Source organism: Methylosinus sp., assembly GCF_036560965.1.
Classification (GTDB): Bacteria; Pseudomonadota; Alphaproteobacteria; order Rhizobiales; family Beijerinckiaceae; genus Methylosinus.
This window is the reverse complement of record NZ_DATBQF010000021.1, coordinates 1-21,243: the sequence shown is the minus strand read 5'-3', so window position 1 is coordinate 21,243 and position 21,243 is coordinate 1. Positions and strand designations below refer to the sequence as shown.

Below are 21,243 nucleotides of genomic sequence, written 5' to 3'. Positions count from 1 at the left end.
TCTAGTAATTACGTCACAATTGCAAGAAATATTTTCAAAAATAGCTGGCTATACGATAAATTGAGACTCGCGAAGCGCGCCATTATAAAAAATTATCATGCGAGCGGCGCATACAGATGCTCCGCTTGCGAGTGTCGGGTAAGGCGGTTCCGGCCGTTGGATGCAGCATTTATCTCGCAGATGAAGGCATGCCGTTTCGATCTGGACCTTTATAGATTTGAGACGCTCAATGTCGATTCCTACAGCTGCCCGATCTGTGGGGCGAGCGATCGTGATCGGCTTTATGCACTATACATCGAAGAATATGCCGCACGGCACAACAAATCTGGCGTTATTATCGAGTTTGGGCCGTCTAGAAAATTGTATCGCGCAATTAATGACGGGTTTGCGGGGTGGCGCTACAGAACCGCCGATTTGTTCATGGCCAACGTAGACGACAAAGTCGACCTCTGCGACATGAAAGAAATCTATCCTGATAACTCGATAGATTTTTTAATCTGCTCTCATATTCTCGAACATGTGAAGGATGATTTGGCGGCTCTGCGCGAGCTGAGGCGGATACTCAAGCCCGGTGGGCAGGGAATTCTGATGGCGCCGTTGCAATTAGACCTGACGGCGACGCGCGAGGCGCCCATCGGCGCCACCGAGGAAGAGTGTTGGCGGATCGCCGGTCAGGGCGATCATCTGCGCCTGCATAGCAAAATGGATTTCGAAGCCCGTATCCGTGAGGCTGGGTTCGAGCTGGATATGCTGGACGTATCCCATTTCGGGATAGAGACGTTCAAAAAACATGGCGTCACGGCATCTTCCGTTTTGTATATCGGCCGTAAATTGTAGAATATATCTATATACTGAAGGTCGCATTGCAAATTTAAGAAATAGCTTCGTCGTCGACCGCGGAACGACTGGGCGAGACCCTGGAAGCGAAGCCATCGACGTTCGGGCGGGCCTCACCCCCGTCGCTTCGCCGCGCTTCGAGGCGGGGAGTCGCAATTCGAGCCACGACCTCTCGACCGAAGGCGATCCCCGGCGTCTCGATCGCGAGGAAGGTCGTCGCGGTCAGCGCGACGACGACAATGGCGACGAATGGCAGAAGAAGCGGCAGGCTCGCGGTTTCGACCGTCGAGAGCAACGGCGCCCCGAAGTCGAACAGGATGAACAGAACGATTCCATGGAATAGATAAATTCCATAAGAGCACTCTCCGAGCGCCAAAAATTCGCGTCTGCTCAAAAGGCCGAACACAGTGTTTCCGCAGGCGACGGAAGCGAAAAAAATCCCGAGCAGAAACGCCCAGGGCGCTCCATGAGCTTCGGGAGCGAAAGCCAGTGCGACAATGAGGCAGGCTATGGCGACGACCGTTCCGCCCGGCGAGGCGAATAATGCGCGCGCTCGGTCGAAGCTCGAGAGTTCATTCGCGAGCATTCCGATCGCAAAGAGCGGCAAGAACGCAAATATGTCGAGCGGCCAGACGATCCTCATCGGAAGGCAGGCGAAGACGAGCGCGAGCGGCGGCGCCCAAGTCGGCATTTTGCCGCGGACGACGTCGTGAGCCAATGTGATCAGCGGTATCCCGAGCAGGTAATATACCCACTCATATTTTAGCGACCGCAATACATAAGCATTGATGTGGCTGCTGTCGGCGTGACCGAGAAGAGGAGGCTGACCTCCGGCGAGGACCCATGTGAGCACAGGCTCGAAAACGGTCTCCGGCCGTATCGAATAGTCTTTTGTTAAAATTATGATTAGACAAATCACCGCAACGGAAGATGCCAGAAGCGGAGTCAACCGAAAAAACCGGCCGACCCATAGCGCCGCCATTCTCGAGATGCTGAACCCTCGCAGGGTATTTCTATGGAACAGAAACCCTGTAACCATAAAAAATATCGCAACGCTGCCGGCCCCCAGATTCTCCAGGAATAAAACCGTCGGCTTTTCCCACCGTCCGCCGAGCCTGGTCACCTGCATCCAGATCACATAATGGTGCATCATCACGGATAGAGCCAGCAATCCCCTCAGCCCGTCGATGTGACCGATCCGCTCGGCGGAGTCGCGGATCGGAAATCGGAAACGCAGGAGAAGGCGGGCCGTCAGAAACGCCGCGACATAGGCGAGCGCTATTCCGACGCCGATCATGCCCAATGGATAAGCCAATACCAACTCCTCGGACCCACGCACGGCCATAGGGCGTTTTGTCGAGATCGCCCGTCGCAAGCGCCGCGCTATCGACTGACTTTCGACCCAAACGCGAGGACAAGGCAACGTCCCGGCTCGCTGAGCGCCCGCGGAAATCGCGAATTGGGGCCTGCGCCGCGACGCCCGGCGGCCGAGCGCGGCTCCAAACGGCTCGGCCTCGCTCGCCATGACGGCGGGCTTGGGCTATCTCTCCGCACAGAGCCCCAGAATCACATCCCGAAGGCAAAGATGAAACGCGCCCTGTCGGTCACGAGAGACGAGAATTTCGCGCAATGGTATCAGGCCATCGTCGCCGAGGCCGATATGGCCGAGACGAGCCCGGTGCGCGGCTGCATGATCATCAAGCCCTGGGGCTATGGCGTCTGGGAGCTGATCCAGGGCGCGCTCGACCGGCGCATCAAAGAGACCGGCCACGACAATTGCTATTTTCCGCTGTTCATCCCGATGAGCTTCATCGCTCAGGAGGCGAGCCATGTCGAAGGCTTCGCCAAGGAGATGGCGGTCGTCACCCATCATCGGCTGAAGGCGGTGGACGGCAAGCTCGTCGTCGATCCCGACTCCAAGCTCGAGGAGCCGCTGATCGTGCGGCCAACCTCGGAGACCATCATCGGCGACGCCTTCCGCCGTTGGGTCTCCTCGCATCGCGATCTGCCCGTGCTCATCAATCAATGGGCCAATGTCGTGCGCTGGGAGATGCGCACGCGGCTCTTTCTGCGCACCAGCGAATTCCTCTGGCAGGAGGGCCACACCGCCCATGCCGACGAGGCCGACGCGCGGGAAGAAACCCGCAAAATGCTCGAGGTCTATCGGCAGATCGTCGAGGATGTGCTGGCCGTGCCGGTGATCGCCGGCGAGAAGCCGGAGAATGAGCGCTTCCCCGGCGCCGTGAACACTTATTCCATCGAAGCCATGATGCAGGACGGCAAGGCGCTGCAGGCCGGCACGTCGCATTATCTCGGAACCAATTTCGCCCACGCGCAGAACATCCGCTTCCAGAGCGCGACCGGCGAGCTGGAATATTGCCACACGACGAGCTGGGGCGTCTCGACGCGGCTCATCGGCGGCGTGATCATGACCCATGGCGACGATGACGGGCTGCGCCTGCCGCCGGCCATCGCGCCGCGTCAGGTGGTGATCGTCCCCATGCTGCGCGAGAAGCCCGAGGACGCCGAGGTGCTGGCCTTTTGCGACAGGCTCAAGGGCGAGCTGGACGGGCTCTTCGCGCTGGGCGCGCCTTTGCGCGCCATCGTCGACAAGAAGCCGGCGCGCGCCGCCAATAAGCGCTGGGATTGGGTGCGCCGCGGCGCGCCGATCATTCTCGAGATCGGCCCGCGCGACGCCGCCAACGACATGGTGACGCTGATCCGCCGCGATCGGCTGCGCGACGGCGACAAGATCGTCTCGACGGCGACGCCCCGCGCAGAATTCGTGGGCGCGGTCCCTGCCCTGCTCGCGGACATCCAGGCGGCGCTGTTCGCCGAGGCCAAGGCGCGGCTCGAGGCGAATATCCGCTCCGACCTGACGAGCTTCGCCGAGATCGCCGATTATTTCGGCAAGGCGGCCGAGGACGACGAGGCGGCCTCGGCCTTCAAAGGCTGGGTGCGCGCGCCCTGGGCGCGGCCGTCCGGCGCCGAGCTCGAGGAAGTGGAGACGCGGCTGAAGGCGCTGAAGCTGACGCTGCGCAATATTCCGCTCGAGCAGAGCGCGCCGAAGGGCGTTTGCGTCTTCACCGGCCGGCCGGCGGTGGAGGAGATTTTGATCGCGCGGGCTTATTAGCGCTTTCCGCTCGAACGGATTCGTTCGAGCGATCAGAATTCGCTCCAAACGAAAAAAGCGAGAACCGTTTCCGATCCGATCGGAGCGGAAACGGTTCTAGCGCGGGCGTAGCGCCGTAGGCAATTGCGCATTGATTTCAGGTATTGACTTTATGAAATCGATACGCAAATCTTTGATCTGGGAGAACCCGACATGGCCGCCACCGCAGTCAGCCGCATCCTCGATCACCTCAAGACCGACGGCGGTCTCCAGGGCAAGGATATCGCCAATATCGTCGCCGTGTCGCCCGCCACTGTGTCGCGATGGTCGAGCGGCAAGGCGACCCCGGATCTTCGGACACAAACCGTCATCGCCGAGCTGAGATATGTTGTCGATCGCTTGTCGGACTTCTACACCGCAGACGAAACGCGTCTGTGGCTGCACGCCAAGCATCCCTTGCTGAACGGCGAGCGTGCGATCGACCTCATCAATGAGGGGCGGACGCAAGCCGTGCTCGCCGTCATCGACGCTCTCGACTCGGGCGCCTACACCTGATGGCCGAGCTGCGAAAGGCGCGCGATCTCGCGCTTCTCGATGCGATCGACGCGATGGACCGCGAGCCGTTCGAAGGCCAAGTCTGGCGCGCCGTGAGGGACGGCCGCGATCCGACTCTCGGCTTTCCCTCGCAAAGCCGATGGTGCAATGGCGCGTTCGACATTCTCTACACATCGCTCGCGCGAGACGGAGCCATCGCCGAAATCGGCGCGCTGCTGTCCGCGCAGCCCGTGTTTCCTTCGAAGACGCGATGGGACTGCCACGAGCTGACGGTGCGGGCGACCAAGACGCTGCGTATCGCCGACATGCTGAAGCTGAAGACGCTCGGCGTCGACGTCGCGACCTATCAGGAACGTCGATACGACCAGACGCAAGCCATCGCCGACGCCGCATTTTTCCTCGGCTTCGACGGGCTGATCGCCCCGAGCGCGCGATGGACTTGCAGCAATCTGATGCTCTTCACGTCGCGATTGCAGCCGGGCGACATCGAGCTGGCCGCCGACGTGGGAGTTCCGATCGATTGGGCGGAATGGCGTCGCGCCAATCGCTTTAAGCCGCCCTCCGACGCCTGACAGGAGCAAGCATCGGAGCGACATGCCCTGCCCGTCGCAGCGCGCCATCTAGAGCCGATTGGACACGAGACCGACCAGAGGCCACTCTATGGACATCCCCCCCTTTCGATCCCGCCATCGCCGCCGGCGTCGCTCTTTCGACCGCTGTGACCGACGCCGTCTATGTGTTCTTCAACGCCGCGGTTTCGGCGCGACGTCGCGTGGCGGCGGCGAGCTGGAGCAGCGTCTGGTATCTGCTCTCCGCTTTCGCGGTCATCAGCTACACGTCGAACTGGACCTATGTCTTGTTCGCCGCGCTCGGGGCCTGGATCGGCGGCTTTCTGTCGATCACCGCGCTCAATCGCATCTCGCCGCTGAAGGGCGCTCTCCGCTCCGAACGGAAAGAATGAAGCGATCGACGGGAAAGCGAGCCGCGACGGCCGCGAATCTCATCCGTTGCACGCTCTTCGCGCTCGACGCATCCGCACATGATATTGACCGCGCTAAGCGTTCCGATATTCACTAGACAGCGAGGCGCCGGCGGCGAATTTCCAGCGCCGACTTTCGTTCGAGGATCGATACTATGAAAGCGGCGGCGTTTTTTGTGGCCTTTCTGCTCGTTCTTGCCGGGCCGGCTTCGGCCCAATCGCTCTTCGACGGCTTCGGCGGAACGGGAGACCCCGCGCAGGAGGCCGCCAGGGCGGAATACGAGCAATGGAAGAGGACGATCGCCCGTCAGGCCAAAGAGCACACCTCGCGCCTCTGGCTCGGACATGGGTCTGTGACCGTGCAATTCTGCGTCGACTCCGCCGGCCGAGTGGCCGATGCGAATGTCGTGAAAGCCAGCAATAACGAGCAGGCGCTCCTCGCCTTGAGCACGATTTCCTCGCTCAAATTGCCGCCGCCGCCGGCCTCGGCGCGCAAGGCGGCCGGCGGCAAGTGCCACTTATTCTCGCAGAGCTTCTACTATCCATGAGCCCGGCGGCGGGGAGTTGCATCATGTTTCGAGCAGTGATCGTATTTTGTCTGATCGGCGTGTCGCCGGCGGCGTTCGCGCAGTTCCTCTTCGGTCCCTCGGAGCGGCCCACTCTGGCCGCCTGCATGGCGACACCGGAAAACAAGGCTTGGATACAGAGCGTCACCCACCAGCTCCGCGAGCGCGCGCCGAAGCTGAATCTCGGAAGCGGGACAGTGACCATCAAATTCCATGTCGATTTCAGAGGCCATGTCACCAGAGCCTCTCTCGCGAACTACGACAATAACGCCCGAGCGCTGGTCGCCGCGGGCATGATCACCTCGCTGAAGCTGCCGCCGCCGCCCTTCGACATGGACGCCGACTGCCGCGACTTCGAGCAGACTTTCCATTTCCATTGACCGCTTCGGCGCGTCTCGCACGCCGCCAGGCGACGACACGGGGGCTCCATGCCTGACGAAACGACGACGGCTCTCACCCTGGTCAACAGCACAGCCGAGGTGCGGCTATCGCTTTTGGCGACCCAGCTGAAGCGGGGTCGCTGGCAGTCGCCGCCGCCCAAGCAGATCGGCCCCGGCGCGACAGCGGAGCTCAGCGTCGTCGGCAGCTATTTCATCGATCTGAAGGCGGCCTATGCGCGATATGGCGTCGAACGGGTCGTCGACGGAAAATGGCTCGGGGCCGGCGATCTCGGGCTCTTCGTCGTGAATGATCGAATATCGATGCCCGGCCACAATCCCGCCGACTCGATCTCGATCGCCCTGGCGCGCCTTTCGGTCGCATCCGGATTGAATTATTACGACCGATATGAGCTCTTCATTCTGCCCAATCAGAATTGGCGGCCCAGCTAGAGCGCTTCCAGCCGTAGTGAGCTCCCGCTCGGCGTTGGAAGCAGGCCAAAACAAAAGCTTAGAGTCTTTTTTCATGGTTCCGTGAAGCATGAGAGGATTCGCGCCCAGCTGCGGCCGCGAGCATGCGCCGCGCCTCCGCCGGCAATTGGAATGAATTTTGATCGTCCAGGCGTAATAACCGTTGTCCATAACGGCGCTTTTCGGCGTCTCGAAACGGCGCAGAGCGCGTTTACGCCACATTCGGCCCATATTCGGGCCGTCCTTGGAGCGAGACAATGTCTCGAATCGAACGCTCGGCCACAAAATGGCCCAGCCCGAGGCCGATCGGATGAAAATGAGCGCGAAACCGACCCTACGGAGCCTGTTCGTCGCCGCCGCCGCCCTCGCGGCGTCGTCCGCGTCGTCGGCGCCCTCTGTCGTCATCGATGTCGCCAGCGGGCAGGTGCTGGAGCAGGAGCAGGCCACACAGTCCTGGTATCCCGCCTCGCTGACCAAGCTGATGACCGTCTATGTGGCGCTGGACGCGGTGCGCTCGGGCCGCATCCAATATGACACGCCGATGCTGGTCTCGCCCCGCGCGCTCTCCATGGCGCCGTCGAAAATGGGCTTTCCGGTCGGCTCGGAGGTGACGCTGCGCAATGCGCTGGTCATGCTGATGGTCAAATCCGCCAATGACATAGCGGTCACCATCGCCGAGGGCGTCGCGGGCTCGGTCGAGGCCTTCGCCGATGAGATGAACCGCGCCTCGGCCAAGCTCGGCATGCGCGAATCCTATTGGGCGAACCCCAACGGCCTGCCGGACGACCGGCAAGTGACCTCGGCGCGCGATCTCGCCATTCTGGGCCGCGCGCTGCTGACGGAATTTCCCGAGTCCGCCGGCTTCTTCAACATCGGCGCGATGCAGCTCGGCCGGCAGATCCACCCCACGCACAATGGCCTGCTCGGCCGCTATCCGGGCGCGGACGGGATGAAGACCGGCTTCACCTGCCCCGCCGGCTATAATCTCGTGGCCAGCGCCACCCATGGCGGCCAGAAGCTCATCACCGTCGTGCTGGGCGCGCCCACGGCGGCGGCGCGCACGGCCAAGGCGGCGTCGCTGCTCGATCGCGCCTTCATGACCGGCTCGCCATCGGGCTCGATCGCCTCGCTGCCGACCTTCGGCGTCGCCCAGGCGCCGGACATGCGCGACAGCGTCTGCCGCCATCGAGGCAAGGCCAATGCGGAATATATGGCCGAGGTCGAGGATATGACCGTCGCCATACCGCGCGAGAACGGCTCGACCGATCAGGTCAATGTGAAGACGATCGCGGCGCTTCCTCGCGCGCGCTTCGAGCCGGTCCCCATCTTCCTCGGCCGCGCTCCCGGCTATGAGGGCCCCGTCGCCGGCGTGCGCGACCCGGGATCGCCGGTCGGCTCGCCCTCCACCGTCACCGCCTACGCCCATGAGCCGCCGGCCGCCGCCGCCTCGCCCATCAGCCGCCCGGCGCCGGACGCTCTGTCGATGCGCCATGGCCACAAGCATTCGGCCAAGGCCGCCAATGCGCCGGCCAAGGAGAAGCCCGCCAAAAACAAGCGTTCCACGGCGAGCAAGCCGAGCACGGAGAACACGCCGGAGCAGGACGTCACGGCCGAAAAGCCCGCCAAGCCCTCGCAGGGCAAGCATGTCGCCGCCAAGGCGGCGGCGAGCAAGACGCACGCCGACAAGGCGCTCGCCGACAAGGCGCACGCCGACAAGGCGCTCGCTGACAAGACGCCCACTGACAAGACGCCCGCGAGCAAGACGGCCGCCGGCAAGGCCCACGCGGCCAAAGCGTCGGCGACCAAAGCGCCCGCCGCCAAAAACGTCTCCGCAAAGAATGACAAGCACGCGATCGGCGACCATGCGCCGCAGCGCCAAGACAATGAGCAATAGACTGGCTATGACAGTGATAGAGCGTTCCGAGCCCCGTCGTCCGCCGCCGCCCATCCCTCTGACGATCCTCACCGGCTTCCTCGGCGCCGGCAAGACGACGTTGCTCAACCGCCTGCTCGCCTCGCCCGAGCTGGCCGACACGCTCGTGCTGATCAATGAATTCGGCGAGGTCGGCATCGATCATCTGCTCGTCGAGAATGTCGACGGCGACATGATCGTCATGAGCTCCGGCTGCATCTGCTGCTCGATTCGCGGCGATCTCGTCGCCGCGCTCGAGGATGCGCTGCGCCGGTTGGACAATGGCCGCATCCGCCCCTTCCGCCGAGTCGTGCTGGAGACCACGGGGCTCGCCGATCCGGCGCCGATTCTCCACACCATCATGTCGCATCCCTATCTGGCGCTGCGCTATCGGCTGGACGGCGTGGTCACGCTCGTCGACGCGGTCAATGGCGCGGCGACGCTCGACGCGCATGAGGAGGCGGTCAAGCAGGCCGCCGTCGCCGATCGGCTGATCATCACCAAGTCCGACCTTCCCGAGGGCGCCGCGCGCTTCGAGGCGCTCGACCGCCGCCTCGCGACGCTCAATCCGGCGGCGCGCCGGCTCGTCGCCGCGTCCGGAGAGGCGAGCGCCGCCGCCCTGCTCGACTGCGGGCTCTATGACGCCTCCGGCAAGATTCCGCAGGTCGCCAAATGGCTCAATGACGAGGCGGTCGCCGCGGCCCATGAGGCGCATCGTCACGATCACGACCACCATGGTCACGATCACGGCCATAGTCACGACCACGACCCTGCGCATCAGGACGTGAACCGGCACGACGCCCATATCCGCGCCTTCTGCGTCACCAGCGACGCGCCGCTCACCGCGCAGGCCTTCGACATGTTCGTCGAGATCCTGCGTCAGGCGCATGGCCCCCATCTCTTGCGCGTGAAGGGAATCGTCGGCCTCACCGACGATCCAGAGCGGCCCGTGGCCGTGCATGGCGTGCAGCATGTCTTCCATCCGCCGCACCGCCTCGCCGCCTGGCCGGACGCCGATCGCCGCACGCGCCTCGTCTTCATCGTCAAGGATCTCGATCCGACCTTCGTCGAGAAGCTCTATGCCGCCGTCGCGGGCATACCGGCGCCGGACACGCCCGACGCCGCCGCGCTCGCCGATAATCCGCTTGCCCCCAAAAACGTCGGCCTGCTAGGCTGACGCGGGGCCAGGACCGGAATCACACGCGTCATGAGCAAATTCTTCGCTTCGATCGAGCCGCAGCATCGCGACTTCATCGAGCAGCAGAGGCTCTTCTTCGTCGCCTCCGCCGCAGCCGGCGCGCGCGTGAACGTCTCGCCCAAAAGCGCCGATACGCTGCGCCTCCTCGACGAGCGCGCGGCCGTCTATATCGACCGCACCGGCAGCGGCAATGAAACCGCCGCGCATATGCGCGCCGATGGCCGCCTCACTTTCATGTTCTGCGCGCTCGACGGCGCGCCGCTGATCCTGCGCCTCTATGGCCGCGGCCGGACGCTGGCGCGCGGCGACGCCGCCTATGCGCGCCTGCTGCGCTCGGCGTTCGACGGCGTCGAGCCGCCGGGCGCGCGGCAGATGATCCTGCTCGACGTCGAATCGGTGCAGACCTCCTGCGGCTTCGCCGTGCCGCTCTACGATTACGCGGGCGAGCGCGACGGGCTCGACCGCTGGGCCGCCGCCAAGGGCGAGGAAGCGCTCGACGCCTATCGCCGCGAGAAGAACCGGCAGAGCATCGACGGACTGCCGACCGGCCTGTTCGAGAACGAAGATCGGGCCGCCGAAAAGGCGTGAGGCGAAGCTTTCATGACGAATTCGACCATGCATGCCGGCGAGACCGGCGTGAAAGCCCTGACGCTCGGCGCTCTCGGCGTCGTCTTCGGCGATATCGGCACCAGCCCTCTCTACACGATCAAGACGGCGATGGACTGGTCCGGCGGGCATGTGAGCGCCGAAACGGCGCTCGGCATGTTGTCGCTGATCGTCTGGACCTTGATCATCGTCACCTCGATCAAATATGTCGCCGTCATCATGCGCGCCGACAATGACGGCGAAGGCGGCATTCTCGCGCTGATGTCGCTGCTCGGCATGAAGCATGGGCGCCATCCGGCGATCATCGCGATCGGCATGCTCGGCGCAGCGCTGCTGTTCGGCGATGGCGCGATCACGCCGGCGATCTCGGTGCTGAGCGCGCTCGAAGGGCTGAAGGCGCCCCTGCCCGCGCTCGCGCCCTATGTGGTCCCGCTCTCCATCGTCGTGCTCATCGGCCTGTTCGCCTTGCAGCCGCAGGGCACGGAGCGCATCTCGCGCCTCTTCGGCCCGGTGATGGCGCTGTGGTTCGTCTCGATAGCGATCCTCGGCGCACGCGGCGTAGCCGCGCATCCGAGCGTTCTTGCCGCCGTCGATCCGCGCGTCGGGCTGCATTATCTCTTCACCCATGGGTTCGAGGGCTTTCTGCTGCTCGGCGCCGTGTTTCTCTGCGCCACCGGCGCCGAAGCGCTCTATGCGGATATGGGCCATTTCGGGCGGCGCCCGATTCGCCTCGCCTGGTACGGCCTCGTGCTGCCGTCGCTCGTCCTCGTCTACGCCGGCCAGACGGCGCTGCTCGTCGAGGGCTCCGTGACGGAGAATCCTTTCTTCGACCTCTGCCCCGCCCCGCTGCAATTGCCGCTGGTCGCGCTGGCGACGCTCGCCACCGTCATAGCGAGTCAGGCGATCGTCACCGGCGCTTTCTCCATGGCGCGGCAGGCGATCCAGCTCGGCCTGTCGCCGCGCCTCTCGATCACGCAAACGTCGGCGCACAGCTATGGCCAGATCTATGTCGGCTTCGTCAATTGGACGTTGATGGCGCTGACGCTGGTTCTCACCATCACGTTTCGCTCTTCGGAAAACCTCGCCGCCGCCTTCGGCATCGCGGTCTCGCTGACCATGCTGCTGACGACGGCGCTGATGTTCATCGCCATGCGCTCCATCTGGCGCTGGAGCCTGCCGCTCGCCCTCCTGGTCGGCGGCGTGTTTCTCGTCGTCGACGTCTCGTTCGTCGCCGCCAATCTCATCAAATTCTTCGAAGGCGGCTGGATTCCGCTGGTGGTCGCATCGCTCCTCTTCTTCCTGATGAGCTGCTGGAGCGACGGCTTCGAAGCCATGCGCAAAGCGCTCGAGCGCGACACTTTCCCGCTCGCCGACTTCATCGCCAAATTCCACGGCAAGCCGCGCATCGACGGCGTCGCCGTCTATCTGACCAGCCGCACCGACGTCGTGCCGGTCGCGCTGCTGCACAATCTCAAGCACAATAAGGTCCTGCATCAGAATATCGTTCTGCTGCATGTGGCGACGGCGAACACGCCGCGCGTCGAACCCGCGCGGCGCGTCGACACGACGACGCTCGAAGATGGATTCTACGCGATGACGTTGAACTACGGCTTCATGGAGCAGCCGAACATCCCCTGCGCCCTGTTGCTCGAATCCGTGTCGAGCCCACTGACCTTCAATATGATGAACACGTCCTTCTTCGTCGGCCGCCTCACTGTGACGCCGCTCGGCCGCTCGCGCTGGCGACGGCTGAAGATTCACATTTTCCAATTCATGCATCGCAACGCGCTGCCGGCGACCGAATTCTTCCAAATCCCGCCGGGCCGCGTCGTCGAGCTCGGCGGTCAGGTCGAGGTCTGACCATGCCGCTCGCACGCGCCGCCGGCCTGCTCGGGAGCATCGGCGCGCGTCTCCTCGACATCGTCTATCCGCCGGTCTGCCTCGTCTGCCGCAGAGCGGTGGCCAGCCATGGCGCGCTCTGTCCGCGCTGCTGGGGCGAGATGGGCTTCATCGAGCAACCCTATTGCGAGCGGCTGGGCACGCCCTTCGACCGCGATTTCGGCCCGGGCATGATCTCGCTCGAGGCCGCCGCCGATCCGCCCGCCTTCACACGCGCGCGCGCGGTCGTCCGCTATGACAGCGACCGCGCCCGCAGCCTCGCACATAGGCTGAAATATTACGACCGCCTGGAGCTCGCCGAGCCGCTCGGCCGCTGGATGGCGCGCGCCGGGGCCGAGCTTCTGTCCGACGCCGATCTGCTGGTCCCCATCCCCCTCCACCGAATGCGGCTGCTGTCGCGGCGCTTCAACCAGTCCGCCGCGCTCGCCCATGTGATTGCGCGGGAGAGCGCCGTGCCGGTCGACGCGCAGGCGCTGGAGCGGGTGAAGCCGACGCCGCCGCAGGTCGGCCTGACCCGCGGTCAGCGGGCGGCCAACATGCAGGGCGCCTTCCGGCTGCGCGACGAGAAAAAGCAAGAGATCGAGGGTCGCAACATCGTGCTCGTCGACGATGTGCTGACCTCGGGAGCGACCGTGAACGCGGCGGCCCGCGTCTTGCTGCGGGCGCGGGCGTCGCGCGTCGACGTGCTCGTCTACGCCCGCGTCGTCGGCCAGAGCTGAAGCGAAGGCCTCCGTTGAAACAATGCGCCGGAAGCGCCTATAAGAACGCGAGAGGTCACGAAACCATCATGCCGCAGATCGTCATCTACACCACGCGAACCTGCCCCTATTGCCGCGCCGCCAAGCAGCTGCTCGACATGAAGGGCGCAGCCTATGAGGAAATTTCCGTCGATGGCGACTCGGCCAAGCGCGCCGAGATGAGCCGGCTCGCCGAGGGACGCACCTCTGTGCCGCAGATATTCATCGACGGCCAGCCGATCGGCGGCTGCGACGATCTCTACGCTCTGGACGGCGCGGGCGATCTCGATCCGCTGCTCGCCGCCGGCGAGCGAACGCCGTGATCCTCTACCGTCTGATCTGCTCGCAGGGCCATGAATTCGAAAGCTGGTTCCGTGACAGCGAAGCCTATGATCGACAGGCCGCGCAAGGCGATGTGAGCTGCCCCTTCTGCCATTCGACCGAGGTGTCCAAGGCGATCATGGCGCCGCATGTGGCGCGCCGCTCCTCCCGCGCGGAGGACAATGGCGTCCCCGCGCTGCTCGACGAGCGCCATGCGGCGCTGCGGACGATGATCCAGGAGCTGCGTCAAAAGATCGCCGCCTCGACGGAAGATGTCGGCGACCACTTCCCCGACGAGGCGCGGCGCATGCAGGACGGCGAGGCCGAGACCCGCCCCATCCGCGGACGCGCGAGCTTCGAGGAAGCGAAGGCCCTGCTCGAGGAGGGCATAGAGATCCTGCCGATCCCCGGCCCGCCCGACGAGAGCCACTGAAGGCTCCGGTGCGGGAAGATCTCCCGAACTGTGTCAAAAATGTCCCAGTCGGACAATCATCGAGCGGCGACATCGAAGCGTCACTGAACTGTCAATTCCCGCGCCTACAGCCACGACCTAGCAGCGAGAGCTGATAAATCAAGGTCTTACGCGGGGAAACTGAGAATGAATTCCAATCTATTCGCACTGCGGCTGTCGCTTCTGGCGTCGGCCGCGGCCTTTGTTGGCGCCGTTGCGCCGTCAAGCGAAGCCTTGGCTCAGGCCGACATTGGCGCAGTGACTGTCGTCGCCCGCCACGCCAAGCCCAAAAAGACCAAGAAAGCGCCCTCGACGGCGCATCGCGGCGCTCAGCGGGTCGCGCTTTCGTCGCGGGGCGCCGGCGGTTCGCATGCGCCGGCTCGCGTCGCCTCCGGCGTCGCGCCGACAGGCTCCTCCGCCCCGGCCTCGCAAATCCCGATCGCCTCCGACGCCGCGATCGGCTCCAAGGCGCCTCCGGGCAGCGCTCCGGCGCTCTCCCCCTCGCAGGCGCCGCTCGATTCGTTCGAGCCCGGCTCCGTCGTCAGCGACAAGATCATCCAGGACGTCATCGCGCCCGGCTCCGATTTCAACGACGTCGTCAAATTCACGCCCGGGTTCTACAACAGCAACTCGAACGGCTCGCTCGGCGACTCCAAGGGCGGCTGGCGCGGCTTCAAGGATGGCCAGTACAACATCACCTTCGATGGCATCCCCTTCGGCGACGCCAATGATCCGTCACATCATTCGGCGGCGTATTTCCCGAGCTCCTTCCTCGGCAAGGTCGTCCTCGACCGTGGTCCCGGCGCGGCCTCGCAGGTCGGCTATGCGACCTTCGGCGGCACGCTCGGCATGTTCTCGCATGAGCTCAAGGACGAGTTCGGCGGCAACGTCCAATCGTCCTACGGCAATTTCAGCACATTCGTCACCAGCACGCAGGTTCAATCCGGCTACATCAAAGAGACCGGCACGCGGGCGCTGTTCGAATATTCACACGCGCAGACGGCCGGCGCGCAGCAATATGGCAATGTCGAAACCAATCAGTTCCTCGGCAAGGTCGAGCGCCAGTTCGAGGGCGTGACGGCGACCTTGTTCGGGACCTATGGCCGCGAGCATTACGACAATGTCATCAGCGTCACCTATCCGCAGCTCTATGCGGGCGGCTATCGTTATGGCGGCGTCAGCGGCAATCCGCTCACCCAGCAATATGTCGGCTATAACAATTCCGAAAAGCAGACCGATCTGGAATACGTCAAGCTGAAGGGCGACGCCTTCGGATTCCATTTCGAGGACAAGGTCTACACTTATTCCTACTGGTATCCGTCCCTGCAGAACAACGGCGCCGACCAGACGATCGAGGGCCTGGCCTCCGTCGCCAACAAGGGCACGATTCAGAACGTCTCGGTCCCGACGGCCAGCGGCGGAAAGACGTCCCTCGGGTTCAATGTTCCGAATGGCGACGTCACGGGCTATGTAAAATACAATAACTACCGCGCCTGGGGCAACATCTTCGATGTCTCGCGCGACTTCGAGGCGGGCCTCGCCAGCGGAACGCTGCACACCGGCGTATGGTGGGAGCGCGTCGACAATTGGCGCTACCAGGAATACATCGATTACACGACCGGCACGCTCTACCCATATTTGGCGAAGACCGCCCAGGGCGCCTATCAGGGCGCCTATAAGCTCGACCTCGGCTCGCATATTCAGAACGTGCAGCCCTTCGTCGAATATGAATGGCGGCCGATCGACGGATTGTCGATCACCCCCGGCTTCAAATTCGAATCCTTCACACGCAATCAGACTGCGCGCATCAATCAGACGACGATCTCGCCGCAATATTTCGAGAAGACCTACACGGCGAGTCTGCCCTTCTTCGCGGTCCGCTACAAGGTGACGCCGGAGGTCACGGTCTATGGCCAAGCGTCGCGCGGCTTCCTCGCGCCGACCGTCTCGGCCTATTACGTCCTCGACCCGACGCAGAATAATATTCAGCCCCAAACCACGACCAATTTCCAGCTCGGCGCCGTCTATAAGAGCGAAGCCCTCACTGCCGACATCGACGTCTATCAGATCACCGCCAACAACTTTCCGGTCACCAACACGACGACCACCGGACTGACGACCTATCAGAACGGCGGAACGGCGCGCTATCGCGGCGTCGAGGCGCAGGCGACCTACAAGATCATCCAAGGCCTCGCCGCCTACGCCAGCGGCGCTGTTTCCGACGCACGATATCTGGAAGGCCAGTTTTCGGGCCTCTATGTGGGCAACGCCCCACGCTATACCGTCGCCGGCGGCTTCATCTACGACGACGGAACCTTCTTCGGCTCCCTGCTCCACAAGGTCACGGGCGACCAGTGGGGCGCTCAGGGCCAGAGGTCGGCGACGTCGATCTACACGGGCGTCACCAACCCCTATCTCAACTACATTCCGGCCTATCACACGACCGATCTCGTCGTCGGCGCGCGCGGCGACTATTTCCGGCCGCTGGGATTCGGCAACAAGGTCGAGATTAAATTCGGGATCACCAATCTCTTCGACAATCACGGCGTCACCGACATAGGCGGCAAGCCGGACGGTCTCACGTCGATCGCCAATACGACGCTGACCTACTCGTTCCAAGCCGGCCGCATCATCTATGGCGGCCTCAAGGTCGACTTCTGAGTCGGCGACGAGGGATGGCGGGGCGCGCCTCGCCATCCTTCCTGCCGCGCCTCGGCCATCGCGCGTCGAATGGAAACGGTTCCGTTCGAGAAAAGCGCCGCGAGGGTCTGGACAAGGCCTGCAGCAGTTTCTATAAGCCCGCTCTCGGCGTCGTTCGGCGCCCAGGCCCAGGTAGCTCAGTTGGTAGAGCATGCGACTGAAAATCGCAGTGTCGGTGGTTCGATTCCGCCCCTGGGCACCACTCCCGCCTACGAAAATCCACGCTAGACTGCGATAAATCAACGAGCTAGCGACCCGCTCCGGCGGATCTGCTTTCGCAGTCTCTACGCCCGGATACGCTGCGACTTGCCTCCTCCTCACTTGCTGTCCCCTTGCTAGAAAGGGCTGTCGGCAGCGCCGCTACGAAGTTCATCTCGACGGGCGCAGGGCGTTGCCGCCCGAGACCATCGCCTATGTCGCGGCGCTGCTCCCTCTCATCGATGGAAATGGTAGCGCTCGACCTATCATTCGCACTGTCTCCGGTCTTTCACCGTGGACGAAAGCCGGGAGGAGAATGGTTTCCGCATCATGCCGTGCCGGGTCCGCTCGACGCGGGCGCCGTAGCCGAAGAGCTTGATAGCCCAAATTCTGAAGGCCGACTCTGCGACGCCGCATAGCGGCGCGCGATCCGCTGCCGGCGGCGCCGGCTTCGGGTGTGGGCGCGCCGCCTTCGGGCTCAGCCATCGTCCACGACATGAAGGGCGAAAACTGGCGGCTCACTGTCGGATTGTCGCATTTCGCGGGCAGAAGCTGGCGCGGCTTCCCCCCCGCAACCAGCGTGCGCTTCTGCCGATAGCTGAGCCGGGCATGATCCGTCGACTGCGGGACGCGGGGCGGAATTTCACGCACGCAGAAACGCGGCGGGCTAGCCGATCAAAACTGCCAGAGTTGATCGCCAATTTTCGTCAGCGACGTGAAGCTCGTCGAGCGGCCAACCGTCAGGCAAAGTTCGGCCAAAGGTCTGATCCAGTGTCGCGGCGCGCGCCTTTTCACCGGGACTCGCCGCCTGCGACTGCGTCTCACGCTCGTCGATAAGCTTTCGAGCGCTTCCGGGCCGAGGCAGGCGCGAACGGAATCCGCCCGGGTCTCCAGGCTCGTTTCGATATAGCGCGCGAGACTTTCGAACTGCTGAAAATCCGGATGGTCCGCATAGGACTTTTGCAGGCAAACGAGCGCGCTGACATAACGGTCCACGCCGATGCGCTCCACGAGCTCTTCGACGTGGTCGATCAGACGATCCACAACCGCACGCCAAGCGAAATATTCGGCTCTGAAAGCCTTGATCGGCGCAGCGCTATGGACGCCACAGAGTTCCGCATGGCTCGAAAATCCGTTTCCGCCGTGAATGCGATAAATGGCGAGAGGCGCGTCGATGAGCGCAGCGCTGTTCAAAAGTCGCACGCCTTTGTTCAGATAAGTATCCCCGTGGAAGCGAAGATCCATGAGAGGACCTTCGCCGAGAAGCAATGTCAGAGCGTCGCGTCTGAGACAATTGCCCGAGGTCGGCGCATAGACCCAGTCGTCCGAGCTGAGCGGGTCCACGAAGTGCACGCGGGATTCGATATCGTCGAGCGGCGCATGTTCGAACGGCCAAAGATCACATGCGGAAACGTCGACGCGACGCAGGTGCTTCTTGCGCAGTCCGCGCCCTGACACGACATATTCGCTGAGGGTGGTCCACGACGATCTGACGATGCGGCCATTCGTGACTGGAACATATCCGACGAGGTGAAGCCGACTGCGATCCGTAGCGAGAGATGCACGAAAAGATGCGTCTCGACGAACGTGGGAAGAAGAAGATCGTCGGCGTCGAGAAAGACGACATATTCTCCGGAGCTCGCCGTGAGGCCCGTTCTGAACGCGGTCGTCTGCCCAAAATTCTCTTCGTGCAATATTATGTCTACATTCGGCTTGTTACGACGAATGCTTTCGAGCACGGCTTCGCTATCGTCGGTCGAGGCGTCATCGACGATGATGCATTCGATATGCGGATAGGTCTGGGAGAAGACGGAATCGACCGCTTCGAGCAAGAAGCGACCATAATTATAATTGGTGATAATTACGCTTACCAACGGCAGGAAATCTGCGAGCTCGCGGCCAGACGCGCGCGGTTCGGCACGAGGGCGTAATTTATGATCGCTATTTTCTATCTTCTGAAATTGTGAGAAGTTTTCCAACATGACCAACTCTTTTCAGATTTACCCGTGCGCCTCGCATTCCCGGATGAGGGTGGCGTCAGCGTCGCAAGATCGACGATCCGAAGCCGACCGTCGGCTCACGGTAGGGGACAGCTGAAATTCCGAAATTCCGCCCATACTGCTGGCGTATCGCCGGCATGTTGACGACGCCGGTCTTCAGATCGGACGACCGCGCGTCCAAGGGCGGCGCCTCGATGATCGGGCGGACGCGCTCGACCTCTTGCCTGAGCTCCCGATTGAGGCAGCCGAACGCCAGATCGCTCCCGATCTGGACGTCGATGCAGCTGCGAGCGGCGGCAGTCCGCGGCGCTCCGCCGCCGATGATGATTTCGTCATTCGGTGGCGCGGCGTCGTTCGCATAGCATGGTGCGGCAAGAAAAATCGTGACGATAGCGATAGCGAGACATCTCATGTTCCGCACCTTACGAATGAGCGATCTCAAATCCGTTCCAGATCCACGAAGACGCCTCATCGCAGCCGCACGGCGCTGGCGCTCGCCTGTGCGACGATGTGATCGAGACGCGTGTTGATCATGCCGAAATCGAACGTGGCGCGGGCGGACGCCGCGAGACAGTTTCGGCGACATCCGACGACCAGCGCCGAGCCGAGGCGAGATGGCGACGCGTCGCCGAACGTCGCGATCGGCACGGCTCCGACGACTCGATAGCCGCGCGCCGTCAGCTTGGCGCGCACGGCGAGGCAATAATCGACCGAGCGATGCGAAAACCGCGTCTCGCCATGTCCGGCGCGATATTTCATGACCGCCGTGCAGAGATCTCCGCCGGCGAGCCGCCACGCCCCCGCGAGATATTTCACGCCGTAGCGAATATTGGTTTCGGGAACGGCGAGCCCCTCCATCCGACCCTCGAATCCCAGCGCGCGCGCCGTCGAAGGCAGCAGCTGCATGAGTCCGATCTCGCCGACCGAGCCGATAGCGCCGGAATTATAGCCGCTCTCGACGGCCATGACCGCGTCGGCGATCTCGCCCGGCATGCCGGCGCGGCGCGCTTCGGCCTCGGCCAGCGCGCGATAGACGGTGGGCGAGCCAGGCCGCGGCACGGCCGCTTCCGGCGCCTTCGACGCGCTCTGATCGCTCGCTTCTTCAGCCGCGACGGGCGCGGCGACCGCGAGCGCGCCGAGCGTCGCAAAGACGAGCAGGACGGCTCCACGTCCTACGTCTGCGCCCCGATCGTATGTTCCGCCGCTCAATTCTTCGCCTGTAGCGATAACTTCAAATGCAGCGGCTGCGGCATATCGGCCGGCGGCGGCGCGCCGACCTCCTGGCGCGCCAGAAGCGCGCGCAGCGCCTCTGCGTCGGCAGGATCATATCCTTCCAGCTCGACGCGCTCGACCGTCCCATTCGCCAGAATCCAGAGACGCACCAGGATGGTCGACGGCGCGACGCTCTGCTGCGAGAGCGCTTCCTGGAACATTCGCAGCCGCAGGGTCTGCTCTCCGTCCTGTCCGAGCCAGTCCTGAACACGGCGCCCGACAAGCACAGCGTAATCCCGCCATACGGCGGGCGCGCTGTCTGCTGTGTGGTAGACGGCAGCCTGCGTCGGCGCCGCCCCTTGCAGCGAGGCGCTCGCGGCCACGATCGCGAGGCCGAGCCGTTTCACGAGAGCTTCCGTCAATCGAACGAGGGACGATTGTTTCTGCTGCGACATTGAGACCCGTGTCGTGAATAGGGCCCGCGGTGGCGCGGGATCTATTCAAGAGACGATGCGTGACGGCCCAACCCGAAGCGTCACTTTAAAAAAAATCAGCGCTGCGCATTCTTGCGCGCGGTCCTCGTCGTAACGCGCCTCGTTTCGAACAAGGCGAATGTCTTGGTTCGCTCAGACTGCGCCAAAATGATCCGCGTAGGCTCAATTCCCGTTATTTGCCAACTACTTATGTCGTCGCCGACGCGCGCGGCGCGAACCTTGTCCATCGGATTGGGCCGGATGTAGGCGCGCGTCCCTCCCGCGTCGGTCAGCACGCCGAGCAGCACGACGGCGGGCGGCTCGGGCGGCGGCGGCTCGGCGTCATTATGCGCTGTCGCGGGCGGGGGCGGCGGCCGTCGGCTCGGCGAGAACAAGGGACGCTCGCGCGTCGCGGCGAAACGCTCGATCGGCTGGCGGGCGAGAGGATTGCCGTCGACGTGCGCCGGCGTCTCCTGCGCGGGGACCTGCGCGGCTGCGAGAAGGGCGAGCGCGACGAGCGGCGAACGTCTCATGACGCCGTCCGGCGCCAGTGGGCGCGAAGGTTCAAGGTGACGCGCAAAAGCGGCTGCGAGCCGCCGCGTCGCGCCCCGTCGAGCGGCTGGAGGGAGAGCGCCTCGA

23 protein-coding genes and 1 tRNA gene are annotated in these 21,243 nt (G+C 63.6%); 17 read left to right on the top strand and 7 right to left on the bottom strand.

What is annotated here, in order from left to right; translation table 11 throughout:
• Positions 1-156 precede the first annotated feature (156 nt).
• Positions 157-837: a class I SAM-dependent methyltransferase gene (locus VIF40_RS07305; protein ID WP_331936871.1), complete on the top strand. Its 681-nt coding sequence runs from the start codon at positions 157-159 to the stop codon at positions 835-837.
• 34 nt (positions 838-871) lie between these two features.
• On the opposite strand, the gene VIF40_RS07300 is transcribed toward VIF40_RS07305, so the two are convergent.
• Positions 872-2,182: an acyltransferase gene (locus tag VIF40_RS07300; protein ID WP_331936870.1), complete on the bottom strand. Its 1,311-nt coding sequence runs from the start codon at positions 2,180-2,182 to the stop codon at positions 872-874.
• Between the two features lie 240 nt (positions 2,183-2,422).
• Between VIF40_RS07300 and proS the strand changes: the two genes are divergently transcribed.
• From proS to VIF40_RS07220, 16 genes are all read left to right on the top strand, one after another.
• A complete protein-coding gene (gene proS, locus VIF40_RS07295; protein ID WP_331936869.1) occupies positions 2,423-3,970 on the top strand; it encodes a proline--tRNA ligase in 1,548 nt (515 codons plus the stop codon).
• Between the two features lie 192 nt (positions 3,971-4,162).
• Positions 4,163-4,504, top strand: a complete 342-nt coding sequence (locus VIF40_RS07290) for an antitoxin Xre/MbcA/ParS toxin-binding domain-containing protein (RefSeq protein ID WP_331936868.1) — start codon at positions 4,163-4,165, stop codon at positions 4,502-4,504.
• Positions 4,504-5,076 (top strand): RES family NAD+ phosphorylase, encoded by a 573-nt coding sequence (locus VIF40_RS07285; protein WP_331936867.1) that lies wholly within the window; start codon positions 4,504-4,506, stop codon positions 5,074-5,076. Before VIF40_RS07290 ends, VIF40_RS07285 begins: the two co-directional genes overlap by 1 nt.
• 146 nt (positions 5,077-5,222) lie before the next feature.
• The gene (locus VIF40_RS07280) at positions 5,223-5,465 is read left to right on the top strand and encodes a hypothetical protein (RefSeq protein ID WP_331936866.1); all 243 of its coding nucleotides are present in this window, start codon (positions 5,223-5,225) and stop codon (positions 5,463-5,465) included.
• Positions 5,466-5,638: 173 nt separating this feature from the next.
• Positions 5,639-6,031, top strand: coding sequence for a hypothetical protein (locus tag VIF40_RS07275; RefSeq protein WP_331936865.1), 393 nt, complete (start codon positions 5,639-5,641; stop codon positions 6,029-6,031).
• Between the two features lie 23 nt (positions 6,032-6,054).
• Positions 6,055-6,429, top strand: a complete 375-nt coding sequence (locus tag VIF40_RS07270) for a hypothetical protein (RefSeq protein ID WP_331936864.1) — start codon at positions 6,055-6,057, stop codon at positions 6,427-6,429.
• A 48-nt stretch (positions 6,430-6,477) separates the two neighbouring features.
• The gene (locus VIF40_RS07265; protein ID WP_331936863.1) at positions 6,478-6,879 is read left to right on the top strand and encodes a hypothetical protein; all 402 of its coding nucleotides are present in this window, start codon (positions 6,478-6,480) and stop codon (positions 6,877-6,879) included.
• A gap of 334 nt (positions 6,880-7,213) precedes the next feature.
• Entirely contained in the window at positions 7,214-8,791 is a 1,578-nt protein-coding gene (locus VIF40_RS07260) for a serine hydrolase (RefSeq protein WP_331936862.1), read from the top strand.
• 7 nt (positions 8,792-8,798) lie between these two features.
• Positions 8,799-9,986 (top strand): GTP-binding protein, encoded by a 1,188-nt coding sequence (locus VIF40_RS07255; RefSeq protein ID WP_331936861.1) that lies wholly within the window; start codon positions 8,799-8,801, stop codon positions 9,984-9,986.
• Positions 9,987-10,016: 30 nt separating this feature from the next.
• Positions 10,017-10,595, top strand: a complete 579-nt coding sequence (locus tag VIF40_RS07250) for a pyridoxamine 5'-phosphate oxidase family protein (protein ID WP_331936860.1) — start codon at positions 10,017-10,019, stop codon at positions 10,593-10,595.
• Between the two features lie 12 nt (positions 10,596-10,607).
• Positions 10,608-12,473, top strand: coding sequence for a potassium transporter Kup (locus VIF40_RS07245; RefSeq protein ID WP_331936859.1), 1,866 nt, complete (start codon positions 10,608-10,610; stop codon positions 12,471-12,473).
• Positions 12,474-12,475: 2 nt separating this feature from the next.
• Positions 12,476-13,231, top strand: coding sequence for a ComF family protein (locus VIF40_RS07240; protein ID WP_331936858.1), 756 nt, complete (start codon positions 12,476-12,478; stop codon positions 13,229-13,231).
• Positions 13,232-13,299: 68 nt separating this feature from the next.
• A complete protein-coding gene (gene grxC / locus VIF40_RS07235; protein WP_331936857.1) occupies positions 13,300-13,572 on the top strand; it encodes a glutaredoxin 3 in 273 nt (90 codons plus the stop codon).
• The gene (locus VIF40_RS07230) at positions 13,569-14,003 is read left to right on the top strand and encodes a DUF1178 family protein (protein ID WP_331936856.1); all 435 of its coding nucleotides are present in this window, start codon (positions 13,569-13,571) and stop codon (positions 14,001-14,003) included. Before grxC ends, VIF40_RS07230 begins: the two co-directional genes overlap by 4 nt.
• A gap of 165 nt (positions 14,004-14,168) precedes the next feature.
• Entirely contained in the window at positions 14,169-16,682 is a 2,514-nt protein-coding gene (locus VIF40_RS07225; RefSeq protein WP_331936855.1) for a TonB-dependent receptor, read from the top strand.
• Between the two features lie 165 nt (positions 16,683-16,847).
• Positions 16,848-16,923: transfer RNA gene (locus tag VIF40_RS07220), tRNA-Phe, on the top strand.
• A gap of 671 nt (positions 16,924-17,594) precedes the next feature.
• Here the strand turns inward: VIF40_RS07220 and VIF40_RS07215 are convergent.
• The 6 genes from VIF40_RS07215 to VIF40_RS07190 all read right to left on the bottom strand — a co-directional run bounded on the left by VIF40_RS07215 (position 17,595) and on the right by VIF40_RS07190 (position 21,137).
• The gene (locus VIF40_RS07215; protein WP_331936854.1) at positions 17,595-18,188 is read right to left on the bottom strand and encodes a hypothetical protein; all 594 of its coding nucleotides are present in this window, start codon (positions 18,186-18,188) and stop codon (positions 17,595-17,597) included.
• A 2-nt stretch (positions 18,189-18,190) separates the two neighbouring features.
• Complete coding sequence (locus tag VIF40_RS07210) at positions 18,191-18,901, bottom strand: glycosyltransferase family A protein (RefSeq protein WP_331936853.1); 711 nt, start codon at positions 18,899-18,901, stop codon at positions 18,191-18,193.
• Positions 18,902-18,956: 55 nt separating this feature from the next.
• Positions 18,957-19,331: a hypothetical protein gene (locus VIF40_RS07205; protein WP_331936852.1), complete on the bottom strand. Its 375-nt coding sequence runs from the start codon at positions 19,329-19,331 to the stop codon at positions 18,957-18,959.
• Between the two features lie 56 nt (positions 19,332-19,387).
• Positions 19,388-20,128, bottom strand: coding sequence for a lytic transglycosylase domain-containing protein (locus VIF40_RS07200; protein ID WP_331936851.1), 741 nt, complete (start codon positions 20,126-20,128; stop codon positions 19,388-19,390).
• A complete protein-coding gene (locus VIF40_RS07195; protein ID WP_331936850.1) occupies positions 20,125-20,538 on the bottom strand; it encodes a hypothetical protein in 414 nt (137 codons plus the stop codon). The genes VIF40_RS07200 and VIF40_RS07195 overlap by 4 nt, the downstream gene beginning before the upstream one ends.
• 143 nt (positions 20,539-20,681) lie before the next feature.
• On the bottom strand, positions 20,682-21,137 hold the full coding sequence (locus tag VIF40_RS07190) for a hypothetical protein (protein WP_331936849.1): 456 nt from the start codon (positions 21,135-21,137) through the stop codon (positions 20,682-20,684).
• Between the last annotated feature and the right edge of the window lie 106 nt (positions 21,138-21,243).